The following is an 11,731-nucleotide window of genomic DNA, read 5'->3' as shown; positions in this document are numbered from 1 at the left end:
CGGGTGAGCCCGGGACACCGCCGGCCGCAGACGTGCTCCAGGATGGAGTCCGGCCATCACACGATGGCCGCCGCCGGACAGGAGGGGGAACATGCCTGACCACGCCCGAACCGGCGACGGGGGCGATCCTGCTGCACACTGGCCGGCAACCGTGTCCGCGCTCCCCGTGGGCACCCTCATCACCGGCCGGGTCACCGCACGGCGGCCCTTCGGCGTCTTCATCCGTATCGACCACGTGCCCCATGCGGTCGGCATGGCGGACATCGGCTCCATGCCGGCCGGCGCGAGCCTTCCGGCGCCGGGAGAGCGGGTCAGCGGCGAAGTCGTCTGGCACACCGGCCACAACCACCAGGTCAGGATCAGGCTCAGCACCTGGGCCGGTCACGGCTGACCGGGCCGCCCGGTGACCTCAGGCCGCGGAGCGCTGCGCGAGCTGCTTCGCCTTCGCGGCGGCCTCCTTGAGGGCACGGTCACGGGAGGCCTCGAACAGCGGGACCAGTTCGGCCATCGCCGGGTTGTGCGGGGCCATGGTCAGCTCCGGGACGATGAAGTCGACCGCCAGGCCGAGGCCGTCGCCGAGAGCGGCCGTGAGGTAGTTCTGCACGTACTCGTACGGCTCGCGCGGAGTGCCGGGCGCGTAGGAGCCGCCCCGGCTGGCGACGACGGTCACCGGTGTGCCCTTGGCGGAGGGGGACTCGCCCGCGGTGCGACCCATGAGGATCACGTTGTCCAACCAGGCCTTGAGGGTCGAGGGGATCGTGAAGTTGTACATCGGGGCACCGATCAGCACCGCGTCGGCCTGCTCCAGCTCCTCGATGAGCCGGATGCGCCCGGCGAAGGCGGCGGCCTGTTCGGGCGTGTGCGAGGCCGGGTCGGCGAAGCCGGCGGTGTGCGCCTCGGCGGTGATGTGCGGGACGGGCTGCGCCGCCAGGTCGCGGTAGACGACCGTGCCCTCGGGGTGCTGCTCCTGCCAGTGCGCGCGGAACGCCGCCGTCACGGCGCGCGACGCCGATGCCTCGCCCGGGAACACGGAGGAGTCGATGTGCAGCAGGGTGGCCATGGGTGTCTCCAGAAGAACGGATGAGGCAGCCCGGCACCAGCGAAGGACGGGCTGCTGAGGTTTCGTACTGAACTACATCTAACATAGGTGCTTACTTTTTTTCATCCCCCTACGGCGAGGTAGTACCCTGATCACATGGCGGCGGAGCAGAACCACGACGGCGCGGCGTGCAAGCGGGTGGACGAGGGCATCACCCGGGTCTTCCAGTTGCTCGGAAAGCGCTGGAGCGGCCCGATCGTGGCCGTGCTGGTGGAGCAGCCCGCGCACTTCGCCGACCTGCGCCGGGCGGTTCCCGGCATCAGCGAGCGCATGCTGTCCGACCGGCTGGCCGAGCTCGGCGCCGCCGGCCTCGTCCTGCGCGAGGTCGACGAGGGCCCGCCGCTGCGCGTCTCCTACCGGCTGACCGAGGCCGGCGCCGCCCTGGAGCCCGCGCTCAGGGAACTGGCCACGTGGGCGAAGACCCACCTGCCGGACGCCGGTCCGTGCGCCGGGGCGCTCCCGGAGCGCCCGGCCGGCGCGCGGGCCTAGGCGGGGCGCCGAGGGCAGTGCCCGGCAGGCCGGCGGGTGTCAGGGTGGTCAGGGTGAGCCGGCAACGGCTCCGGCGGGCGCCTGCATGCCCGTCCTCTGCCGGTGCGAGCGGGTCGGGCGCGGTGTAGAGAGGAGTCATGTCGCAAGGTCCCGACGGACTTCGCCGGCCGGTGCGAGCGGGCCGGGCGCTGATCGTCATCCCGGTCGCATGGATAGTCGCGGTGTCCGCCATCGACGTTCTTGCGCCGCCCCACATTCATCTGGGTCCGCTGCTCGTCGCGGCCCCGGCGGTCACGCCGTCCTTCGGCGGGCCCCGGACGGTGGGGGTGGTGGCCGCGCTGGCGGTGATCGCGCAGACGGTCATCGGGGTGCTGCGCGATCCCGACGAGTTGCTCTCGGCCAACCACGAGGCACAGATCATCGCCCTCGTGCTGGTCGGAACGAGCCTCGTCATCTTCTGCGTACTGCGAGAGCGCCGCGCGAAAGAGCTGATGCAGGTCCGGTACGTGTCCGAGGCCGCCCAGCGTGTGGTCCTGCCTCCTCTGCCCAGGCAGCTCGGACCGCTGCGCGCCGCCTCCCTCTACCTCGCCGCGGAGGCCGAGGCCCAGATCGGCGGGGATCTGTACGCGGCGGCACGCACCACCTCCGGCACCCGGCTGATCGTCGGCGACGTGCGGGGCAAGGGGATGACCGCGGTCAGTGACGCCGCACTGCTGCTCGGGGCGTTCCGCGTCGCGGCGCACCGCCAGGCGGGCCTGGGCGAGCTGGTGGCCTACCTCGACCGCAGCGTGTGCTGGGACCTGATGGAGCCGGGCGAGGCGGCCCGTTACGGAGAAACGTTCATCACCGCCACCGTCCTGGACATCCCCGACCGGGACGGCCGGGTCCAGATGGTCTCCTGCGGGCACCCGCCGCCGGTCGTCCTCCGCAACGGCCGGCCGATGACGATGGACGCCCTGCATCCCGCGCCTCCGCTGGGGCTGGGCGAACTGGCGGATCCGCGCTACCACGTCGAGAGCTTCCCGTTCGACCCGGGAGATCTTCTGCTGCTGTACACGGACGGTGTCACCGAGGCCCGCGACTCCACCGGCACCTGCTACCCGCTCGCCGAGCGCATCACCGGCTGGACCGAGAACGACTGCGACGCCTTCCTCGGCCGCTTCCGGCGCGACCTGCTGCACCACGTCGGCGGACACCTGGACGACGACGCCGTCATGATCGCCATAGAACGCCCCGCCCCACCCCGGGCCTGACCCACACCGAGTCGGGCTTCCTGCGGGCCCGGCCGGCTCACGGCGACGCGGACCAAGGCGCCGGCCGCTGGCGGACGCGGCCTAGGCCTTCCGGGCCAGCCCGGCGACGATGAGGCGCTCCCAGACGGTGAGTTCCCTGGCGCCGCCGTTCCACGGGCCGTCCGCCGCGTCCGGACGCCACAGGGGCGCGGGGACGATCCCGGGGTCGAGGATCTCCAGGCCGTCCAGCAGGGATGCGATCTCCTCGTCGGTGCGCCACCGGCCGCGGCCGAACGTCTTCTGGAGGATCCGCTCGGCCTCCTCCGTCTCCGGGTTGTTGCCGCAGCGGAAGTGACTGACGAAGAAGCAGCTTCCCGAGGGCACGTGGTCGCGCCAGTAGCGGACGATTGCGGCCGGGTCCTCCTCGTCGTTGACGTGGTGGAGGATCGCGCTGAACATGACGGCGACGGGGCGGTCGAAGTCGATCAGTTCCAGGGTGTCGGGGTGGGTGCGGACGGCTTCGGGGTCGCGTACGTCGACCGGGACGACCCGGGTCCGGTCGTTCTCCTCCAGCAGTGCGCGGCCGTGGACCAGCACCTGGGGGTCGGTGTCGACATAGACGACCCGGGACTCGGGAGCGTGCCGCTGCGCGACCTGGTGCACGTTGTCGGCGGTCGGAAGACCGCTGCCCAGGTCGATGAACTGCCGTACGCCGGTGGTGGTCGCGATCTCCCGGACCGCCCGGGTCAGGGCTGCGCGGTTGGCGAAGGCGATGGCCACCGAACCCGGAAGGTCGCGCTTGAACACGTCGCCGATCTCCCGGTCCACGGCGTAGTTGTCCTTGCCGCCGAGCAGGTAGTCGTAGACGCGGGCGATGCTGGGCCTGGTGGGGTCGATGGAGGAGCCTTCCGTCATGGCCCCCATCTTCTCCCGCAGCAACGCCCGTTGACCATCACTTCGGCAACGGCCTCGTCGAACGGCCCGGCCGGGCCGGCCGCGGCGGTGACGTCCCGGCGGCGAGCCGCGCGGCGGCCCCGCCATGGCCCCGACCCCCCGCACCGGTATAGTAATGACGGTATAGTTATTGGTGCGCGAGAAGGGCGCCGCATGATCGAGATCCTGAACCCCACCCTGCTGGACCGGGCAAGAGACACGGGCGCCCTGGTCGCCGACATCCTGCAGACGCTGAAAAGCCGCAGCACGGTCGGCACGAACCTGCTGGACATCGACCGGTGGGCCAAGGCCATGATCACCGAGGCGGGGGCGCGGTCCTGCTACGTCGACTACGCGCCGTCCTTCGGACGCGGCCCGTTCGGCCACTACATCTGCACGGCCGTCAACGACGCCGTGCTCCACGGACGACCGTACGACTACACGCTCGCCGACGGCGATCTGCTCACCCTCGACCTCGCCGTCCTGCAGGGCGGAGTAGCCGCGGACGCCGCCATCAGCTTCCTCGTGGGCGACGCGAAGCCCCCGCAGAGCGTCGCGTTGATCAGTGCGACCGAACGCGCGCTGGCCGCGGGGATCGCCGCCGCCGGGCCCGGGGCCCGCATCGGCGACATCTCCCATGCCATCGGCACGGTCCTCAGCGAAGCGGGCTACCCCGTCAACACCGAGTTCGGCGGTCACGGCATCGGATCGACGATGCACCAGGACCCGCACGTTCCGAACACCGGACGGCCCGGCCGCGGGTACACGCTGCGCCCCGGGCTGCTGCTGGCCCTGGAGCCGTGGGTCATGGCGGACACCGCCAGGCTCGTCACCGACGCCGACGGGTGGACGCTCCGCAGCGCGACGGGCTGCCGGACGGCCCACAGCGAGCACACGATCGCCATCACCGACGACGGGGCCGAGATCCTCACCCTGCCCCGGCACGCCCGTCCGTGAGGACGCACACGCCCCGGCCGCCGGCGGTCAACCGCGGATGACCGCACCGCGGTTGCCGTCCGGACTCCGCCTCTACCCGGGGCGCCGGCCCGCGTCTTCGCGCACCGCGCCCGCGTCCGCGTGCCCCAGCAGGAGCATCGCGTCATGGTCGGGGCTGCCGGGCTCGGCCTGGTAGACGATCAGCCGGTGGCCGTCGGTGCGGGCGACCTCGTACGCCTCGTAGCTCAAGGACATGGCCCCGGTGGCGGGATGGGTGAAGTCCTTGCGCCCGTTGGTGCGGCTGCGTACCTCGTACCGCTGCCACAGGGCAGCGAACTCGGTGCTCTTGACGGCGAGTTCGCCGACCACCAACCTGGTCCTGCTCGCGGGCGGCGACCCGAGCGGTCTGCCGGCCCTGCGGCCGGTGCTCGACGCGGTCGCCCGGGACGTACGGCACTTCGGTCCGGCGGGCGCGGGCACCCGCTTCAAGCTGGTCCTCAACGCCCTGCAGGCCATCCACCTGGCGGGTTTCGGTGAGGCGCTGCGGCTGGCCGAAGCGGCGGGCCTGGATGCCCGTCAGGTCGGCGAGGCCCTGCTCGACCGCCCCGGAGGCGCGGTCACCCGGCTCGCCTGGGACAGCTACCTGACCCCGCCCGAGCCGCTGAACTTCTCCGCCGCCTGGGCCCACAAGGACCTCGCCTACGCGGCCCGCCTGGCCCAGGACGCCGGCCAGGACCACCACCCGCTCCTCGACAGCGTCCTCGCCGTGTTCACCGCCGCGCTCGCCGAGGGACGCGGCAACCAGGACTGGAGCACGGTGAACCCGTCCGCCCCCAAGTGACGGCGGACACGACACCCGTCCGCGAGGCCCCGGCGCGGCCGTCCCCCGGGCGACCGCCCCGCCGGCCGTGCCGAGCACAGGGCCGGGCGCGTCGCCGCCGATGTGCACGCCTCGCGGCGGCTCCGCCCGGGACTGTGCCCGTCCGCCCGTCTGCCGGACCGGCTGTTCACCGGCAGCAGCAGGCCGCGCCCAGACGGGCGGTCCCCGTCTGCTTTCGCGGTGGAGGAGAGGCGGGGCCGGCGGTCAGGCCGGGCAGGTGTGGCGGAGGCCGTGCAGCAGGGGGCAGGCGTCTGGTCCCGGCCCGTCTCGCGTTCCTTGTCCTCACAGCTGCCAGGCGCCGTCCGGGCCGTAGTGGGCGAGGGCGACGGCCAGGGCCGCCACCACGGCCGCGAAGAACACCGACCAGAAGGTGAAGTCGTAGTCACGCACCCGCACATGGACGTAGAAGGCGCCGATGAAGTACAGCACCAAGCCGGCGGCGGCGAGCGTGCCGAGCAGCGGTACGGCGATCCCCGCGAGCAGTCCCAGCGTGCCCGCCGCCAGCAGGGTGCCCATCACGGGTGTCCAGGACACGGGCACGCCCAGCTTCTCCGCCTGGCTCTTCGGGATGTCGTGGCCGATCAGGCCGAGTACGCCGGCCCAGCCGCACAGGAACGCGGCGATCAGGGTGACCGTGAGGTAGAGAGCGAACACGGGTGTCTCCGTTGGTGTGAGAGGTGCTGGTGGTTCGCCTCACGGACGAGGCAGCGCGGCGGAGTGTGACGCGGCCGGGCCGGCCGGCTGGTCGCCGAGCGGGCGAGCGCCCGGGGGCCGGCACAGGAAAGGCCCGGCACCGTGTCCGGCAGGGGCAGGCGCGGCGGCCGGCACCCGGTCGTCACCAGTCGTCACCGGCGGCGCGTTCCCCGCCGGGCTGCGGCTGCCGGATCCGGCCCGGCCCGTGCGCCCGTTGTCCTCACAGCTGCCCGGCGCCGCCCGGGCCGTAAGAGGGCGTGGGCGGCGGTCGAGGACGCCGGCCGCCGCGGGCGTGCAGGACACGGCCGGAAGGCGAAGGCGTGCCGGTGAGGCGGCGGGCCGGAGCGGGGCGCGGTCACGGCCCGGGCTGCGTCACGGCGCGACGCCTGCCAGCTTCTCCGGGTTGCTGACCATGTGGATCGTTGCGACCGCCCCGTCCACCAGGTGCAGGACGCCCGCCAGGACGGGGGTGCCTGCGGCGAGGACGACGATCCCGGGGCCGCCGTTGACCGGCACCACCCGCGCGGTCGCACCGTCGGGCCTGCGCCGGAACAGGACGGTGACCGCGCGGGCCACGCGCTCGGCACCGTGGACCGGCTTGCGGGGCGCGCCGGTGAGGCCTCCCCCGTCGCTCACCATCGTCACGTCCGGCGCCAGCACCTCCATCAGGGCCCGCAGGTCGCCGCCGGCGCAGGCGGCGAGGAAGCGTTCGGTGGCGCGCAGCCGGGTCGCCTGATCGGTGTCGTAGCGGCGGCGGCGTGCCTCGACCGCCTTCTTCGCACGGTGCGCGATCTGCCGTACCGCCGCATCGCTGCGCCCGACGCAGCGGGCGGTCTCGGCATGGCTGTAGCCGAAGACCTCGCCGAGCACGAACACCGCGCGCTCGAGCGGGGACAGACTCTCCAGGACGACCAGCATCGCGGTCGAGACCGAGTCGGCGAGCAGGACGTTCTCGGTGACGTCCGGTCCGGTCAGCAGCGGCTCGGGCAGCCAGGGGCCCACGTATGCCTCGCGGCGCACGCGTGCGCTGCGCAGCCGGTCGATCGCCAGCCGGGTGGTCGTGCGGACGAGGTAGCCCTCGGCGTCCGCGACGCCGGCCGTGTCCTGACGGCTCCAGCGCAGCCAGGCGTCCTGCACCACGTCCTCGGCGTCGGTGACGCTGCCCAGCACACGGTAGGCCACGGCGTACAGCAGCCCCCGGTGCTCGACGAACCGCCGTTCGGCTTCGCCGGTTCCGGACGGGCGCGGCCCCGCGTCACCGGACATCCGCTCCCTCTCTCCGTGCCGCGCCCGGAAGAGGGCGGCGGTTCTCCCCGCACAGGGTAAGGGCCGGCCGGCGGGTCAGTGCGGGACGGTCCGCGGGGTGGCGGGGACGGGCGCGAGCCGGTAGGCGTTCTCGTGGGTGACCACGCGGCCGGCGGTGGGCGGCGCGAAGTGGGTGCCGAGGACCAGGGTGCCGGTGTGGGCGAGGGAGCGGAGCAGCTTGCGGCGCGTGGCCTCGGACTGTGCCGGGTCGATGTCGACGCACGCGCCGATGGCGGGGTGGGCGAGCTGGACCGGGTGGTGGATGCAGTCGCCGGTGATCAGCGCCCTCTCTCCCTGGCTGGTCAGCTCGACGGCGATGTGGCCGGGGGTGTGGCCGGGCGTGGGCAGCAGGCGCAGGCCCGGTGCGATCTCCAGCCCGTCGGCCGGGACGTCGACGAGGTCGAGCAGCCCCGCCTCCTCGACCGGAATGACGGAGTCGCGGAACATCTGCCTGCGCGCCTCCTCCATGTCGTACGCGGCCCAGAACTCCCGCTCGACGCGGGAGGTGAGGTGGCGGGCGTGGGGGAAGGTGGGGACCCATTCGCCGTTCACCTCCCGCGTGTTCCAGCCGACGTGGTCGGCGTGCAGGTGGGTGAGGATCACCAGGTCGACGGAGTCCGGGGGGAAACCGGCGGCGGTGAGGCGCTCGGGGAAGTCGGTGTGCAGGTCGTGCCAGGCGGGGTTGGCCCGCTCCTTGCCGTTGCCGATGCCGGTGTCGACGAGGACGCGCAGCCCGCCGACGGTGAGGGCGAAGCTGTGGCTGTCGATGTGCAGGATGCCGTCGGGGCCGGCGAAGTCGGGGTGCAGCCAGTGCTGCCGCTTGACCACGTCCGGGGTGGCGTCCGGCAGCAGCCAGGGCCCGGTCTCGGGCGGCAGGGGCACCTCGTCGATGCGGTGGACGGTGACGGCGCCCACGGTCCAGGACGGGGTGGCGGGGGTGGAGGGGGTGGTGGTGGCCGGTGAAGTGTTCACGGTCGGTCGTTTCCTTCGGTCCCTTGGGCCCTTGGGCCCTTGTTCCTTTGTCCTTCTGTCTTTCTGTCTTTCACGCGGTGGGTTCTTCACGTGGTGTCCGGCAGAGGCGGCCGTCCGCGGTGTGCGGTGCCGTGCGCCGGGACGCGGTGAGTGCTGCCGCCGCCGCGACGGCGAGGACAGCGGCGGCCAGGGCGTAGGTGTGGGAGGCGGTCCGCAGTCCGACGTGCTGGGTGGCGGCGCCCGCGGCGATGGCGGGCAGGCTCATGGACAGGTAGCTGACGACGTAGTAGGCGGCCAGGGTCGCGGCGCGGTCCCCTTCGCCGCCGGGCGGGGCGAGCATCATGCGCAGCGCGCCCTGGGAGACGGCGCCGAAGGCGACGCCGGCCAGGGCCGCGCCGGCGTGGACGGCGGGCAGGCCGGCGCCGTGCAGACCGAGCAGGCTCAGGGCCGCGGAGGGGACGACGGCCAGGGCCCCGCCGGTGGCGGCGGCGAACGGCGCCGTGCGCCGCAGCGCCCACACGGTGAGCGCGGCCGCGGCACTGACGGTGAAGAAGACCATGCCGCCGGCCGCGAGCGGGGCGCCGGGGGCCACGAGGCGTACGAGCGCCGGTCCGAGGGAGGAGTAGAAGCCGCCCAGCGCCCACACGGCGGCGACCGCGGTGCCGGCCGCCGTCAGGGCGCGGCGTGCCGGGGGCGGCACGGCGAGCCGCGGACGCAGGGAGCGCAGCGCGCCGGCGTGCGGGCGGGCCGTCTCCGGGGTGAAGGCGACCGCGATCGCCTGGGCGACGAAGAGCGCCGCCAGGAGCGCGTACACGGTGGCCGTGGGGGCGGGGGCGAAACGGACGAGGAGGGTGGCGGCCAGGACGCCGGCGGCCATGCCGGCGACGGGGGCGATGCTGTTGGCCAGGGCGGACCGGCCGGGACGCCGGGGGTCCTCGAGGTCGAGGAGGGCGGCGCCCGCGGCGCTGGTGGCGGCGCCGGTGGCCGCTCCCTGCAGGATGCGGGCGGCGATGAGCGCTCCGGCGCCGTCCGCCAGGGCCAGCAGCAGCATGGAGGCCGCCTCCAGGACCAGGGCGCCCGCCAGGACGGGGCGCCGGCCGAGGTGGTCGGAGAGCGCTCCGACGGTGAGCAGGGCCACCAGCAGCGTCAGGGCGTAGGCGCTGAAGACCACCGTGATCGTCAGGGCGGTCAGGCCCCACTGGTCCTGGTAGAGGGGGTACAGCGGGGTCGGGGCGCTGGAGGCGGCCAGAAGGGCCGCCAGGACCGACACGCCGAGGGCGAAGGAAACCGTCCGCTTCGCCGTCCGCTTCGCCGCACGGTCCGCCGTGCCGTGTGCCGTGCCGTGTGCCGTGCGGTGCGCCGTGGGGGTGCGGGCGGCGGAGGAGGGGCCGGGGCATGGCGCGGCTGTGTCTGACGTGGCGCTGGACATGGAACTCCTCCGCTAAACGCAATCGGTTTGCTTTAAGGCACCGTAGGTCCTACTGTGCGGTTAAAGCAAACTGTTAGCTTTTGGCTCGGGGGTGCTCCGCCGCCCCCGCCCGATCAGGGGAGAAACCGTCATGTCCGCTGCCGAACTCACGCCACCGCAGGCGGCCCTGTGGGCCGCGCGCGCCGGGCTCCCGGTGCCGGCCGGCCGGCACGCCGCGGTGGCCGCCACCGCCAACCACATCCACTCCGTCGTCGCGGTCCTGCGGGAGCTGGACTTCGCGGACACCCCGCCCGCCGCCGCCTACCGCGCCGGAGAGGAGAACGACGATGCAGCCGTATGAGCTGTCCCTCGCCCGGGCCGCTGACGCGATCCGGGCGCGGACGCTGTCCCCCGTGGAGCTGGTGGACTCCGTCCTCGACCGCATCGAGCAGGCCGAGCCGCATCTGGGGGCCTATGTCACCGTCACCGCGGAGCAGGCCCGCCGGGCGGCACGCGCGGCCGAGCAGGATGTCGCGGCCGGCCGCCTGCGCGGCCCGCTGCACGGCGTCCCCCTGGCGCTGAAGGACCTGATCGACGTGGCCGGCGCGGCCACCACGGCCAGCTCCCGGGTCCGTGCGGACCACCGCGCGCAGGCCGACAGCACGGTCGCCGCCCGTCTGGCCGCGGCCGGCGCGGTGCTGGTCGGCAAGACGCACACCCATGAATTCGCCTACGGCCTGACCACCCCGCAGACCCACAACGCCTGGGACCGGGACCGGGTCGCCGGCGGCTCCAGCGGCGGGTCCGCCGTCGCCGTCGCCGCGGGCACCGCGACCTTCGCGCTGGGCACCGACACCGGCGGATCGATCCGGGTGCCCTCCGCGCTCAACGGCGTCGTCGGCCTCAAACCGACCTACGGCCTCGTCCCCCGCCACGGCGTCACGTCCCTGTCCTGGTCGCTGGACCACGTCGGCCCCATCACCCGCACCGTCGAGGACGCGGCCCTGGCCCTGACCGCCCTGGCCGGCCACGACCCCCGCGACCCCGCCTCCCTCGCCGCCTGCGGCCCGGACCACCGGCCGGTCGGCGCCACGGACCTGACGGGACTGCGCATCGGCGTGCCGCGCAACTACTACTTCGACCACGTCGCCCCGGAGGTGGAGGCCGCCGTCCGGCGCGCCCTGGCCGGGCTCGAGAGCCTCGGCGCACAGCTCGTCGAGGTCGAGATCCCCATGACCCGCTACATCCAGGCCACCCAGTGGGGCCTGATGGTGCCGGAGGCCACCGCCTACCACGAGCGCACCCTGCGCACCGTGCCCGAGCTGTACCAGGCCGACGTGCGCATCCTCCTCGAAGCCGGCGAGCTGATGCCGGCCGGGGACTACCTGCGCGCCCAGCGCGCGCGCACCCTCATGCGGCAGGCCTGGGGACGCCTGCTGGAAGAGGCCGACGTGATCGCCGCCCCGACCGTCCCGGCCACCGCGGTGAAGGCCGGCGACGAGACCATCACCTGGCCGGACGGCACCACCGAGAGCGTCTCCGACGCCTATGTGCGCCTCTCCGCCCCCGCCAACATCACCGGAGTGCCCGCACTGTCCGTCCCCGTCGGCCACGACACGGCCGGCCTGCCCATCGGCATGCAGCTGCTCGGCCGGCCCCTCGGCGAGCCGGTGCTGCTGCGGGTCGGCCACGCCTACGAGCAGACCCAGCCCGCACGCCGCACGGCGACGGTATGACGCACCGGCCGGCACCCGGGGCCGGGACGGACACTTGAAGCAAGATAT

At 73.8% G+C, this 11,731-nt stretch carries 14 protein-coding genes; 7 read left to right on the top strand and 7 right to left on the bottom strand.

Annotated elements, in window-relative coordinates; genetic code table 11:
- Window positions 1–151 precede the first annotated feature (151 nt).
- Complete coding sequence (locus H0H10_RS23385) at window positions 152–391, top strand: hypothetical protein (protein ID WP_223180301.1); 240 nt, start codon at window positions 152–154, stop codon at window positions 389–391.
- An 18-nt stretch (window positions 392–409) separates the two neighbouring features.
- Here the strand turns inward: H0H10_RS23385 and H0H10_RS23380 are convergent, their stop codons facing one another.
- Complete coding sequence (locus tag H0H10_RS23380; protein WP_188183045.1) at window positions 410–1,060, bottom strand: FMN-dependent NADH-azoreductase; 651 nt, start codon at window positions 1,058–1,060, stop codon at window positions 410–412.
- 135 nt (window positions 1,061–1,195) lie between these two features.
- On the opposite strand from H0H10_RS23380, the gene H0H10_RS23375 reads away from it, so the two are divergent.
- A complete protein-coding gene (locus H0H10_RS23375; protein WP_188183044.1) occupies window positions 1,196–1,588 on the top strand; it encodes a winged helix-turn-helix transcriptional regulator in 393 nt (130 codons plus the stop codon).
- Window positions 1,589–1,725: 137 nt separating this feature from the next.
- Window positions 1,726–2,841 (top strand): PP2C family protein-serine/threonine phosphatase, encoded by a 1,116-nt coding sequence (locus H0H10_RS23370; RefSeq protein WP_188183043.1) that lies wholly within the window; start codon window positions 1,726–1,728, stop codon window positions 2,839–2,841.
- A gap of 81 nt (window positions 2,842–2,922) precedes the next feature.
- On the opposite strand, the gene H0H10_RS23365 is transcribed toward H0H10_RS23370, so the two are convergent.
- On the bottom strand, window positions 2,923–3,744 hold the full coding sequence (locus tag H0H10_RS23365; protein WP_373566861.1) for an SAM-dependent methyltransferase: 822 nt from the start codon (window positions 3,742–3,744) through the stop codon (window positions 2,923–2,925).
- A gap of 183 nt (window positions 3,745–3,927) precedes the next feature.
- Here H0H10_RS23365 and map point away from each other — a divergent pair, with 183 nt between their 5' ends.
- Window positions 3,928–4,710 carry a type I methionyl aminopeptidase gene (gene map, locus H0H10_RS23360; RefSeq protein ID WP_188183041.1) on the top strand — a complete coding sequence of 261 codons (783 nt, stop codon included), beginning with the start codon at window positions 3,928–3,930 and terminating at the stop codon, window positions 4,708–4,710.
- Window positions 4,711–4,782: 72 nt separating this feature from the next.
- On the opposite strand, the gene H0H10_RS23355 is transcribed toward map, so the two are convergent.
- Window positions 4,783–5,058, bottom strand: a complete 276-nt coding sequence (locus H0H10_RS23355) for an MmyB family transcriptional regulator (RefSeq protein WP_309141878.1) — start codon at window positions 5,056–5,058, stop codon at window positions 4,783–4,785.
- Between H0H10_RS23355 and H0H10_RS23350 the strand changes: the two genes are divergently transcribed.
- Window positions 5,036–5,530 (top strand): NAD-binding protein, encoded by a 495-nt coding sequence (locus H0H10_RS23350; protein WP_223180299.1) that lies wholly within the window; start codon window positions 5,036–5,038, stop codon window positions 5,528–5,530. The genes H0H10_RS23355 and H0H10_RS23350 overlap by 23 nt on opposite strands.
- A gap of 321 nt (window positions 5,531–5,851) precedes the next feature.
- Here the strand turns inward: H0H10_RS23350 and H0H10_RS23345 are convergent, their stop codons facing one another.
- The 4 genes from H0H10_RS23345 to H0H10_RS23330 form a co-directional block, all read right to left on the bottom strand.
- Entirely contained in the window at window positions 5,852–6,223 is a 372-nt protein-coding gene (locus H0H10_RS23345; RefSeq protein WP_188183038.1) for a DoxX family protein, read from the bottom strand.
- A gap of 411 nt (window positions 6,224–6,634) precedes the next feature.
- Window positions 6,635–7,528 carry an RNA polymerase sigma-70 factor gene (locus H0H10_RS23340; protein ID WP_188183037.1) on the bottom strand — a complete coding sequence of 298 codons (894 nt, stop codon included), beginning with the start codon at window positions 7,526–7,528 and terminating at the stop codon, window positions 6,635–6,637.
- Between the two features lie 75 nt (window positions 7,529–7,603).
- Window positions 7,604–8,539, bottom strand: coding sequence for an MBL fold metallo-hydrolase (locus tag H0H10_RS23335; protein ID WP_188183036.1), 936 nt, complete (start codon window positions 8,537–8,539; stop codon window positions 7,604–7,606).
- A gap of 70 nt (window positions 8,540–8,609) precedes the next feature.
- The gene (locus tag H0H10_RS23330; protein WP_188183035.1) at window positions 8,610–9,968 is read right to left on the bottom strand and encodes an MFS transporter; all 1,359 of its coding nucleotides are present in this window, start codon (window positions 9,966–9,968) and stop codon (window positions 8,610–8,612) included.
- Window positions 9,969–10,098: 130 nt separating this feature from the next.
- On the opposite strand from H0H10_RS23330, the gene H0H10_RS23325 reads away from it, so the two are divergent.
- Both H0H10_RS23325 and H0H10_RS23320 read left to right on the top strand, forming a co-directional pair.
- Window positions 10,099–10,308, top strand: a complete 210-nt coding sequence (locus H0H10_RS23325; protein WP_188183034.1) for a hypothetical protein — start codon at window positions 10,099–10,101, stop codon at window positions 10,306–10,308.
- A complete protein-coding gene (locus tag H0H10_RS23320; protein WP_188183033.1) occupies window positions 10,295–11,683 on the top strand; it encodes an amidase in 1,389 nt (462 codons plus the stop codon). The genes H0H10_RS23325 and H0H10_RS23320 overlap by 14 nt, the downstream gene beginning before the upstream one ends.
- Window positions 11,684–11,731 lie beyond the last annotated feature (48 nt).

This window comes from Streptomyces griseicoloratus (genome assembly GCF_014534645.1).
GTDB lineage: Bacteria > Actinomycetota > Actinomycetes > Streptomycetales > Streptomycetaceae > Streptomyces > Streptomyces griseicoloratus.
Note: the sequence above shows the minus strand (reverse complement) of the source record. Positions and strands in the feature narration are given on the sequence as shown.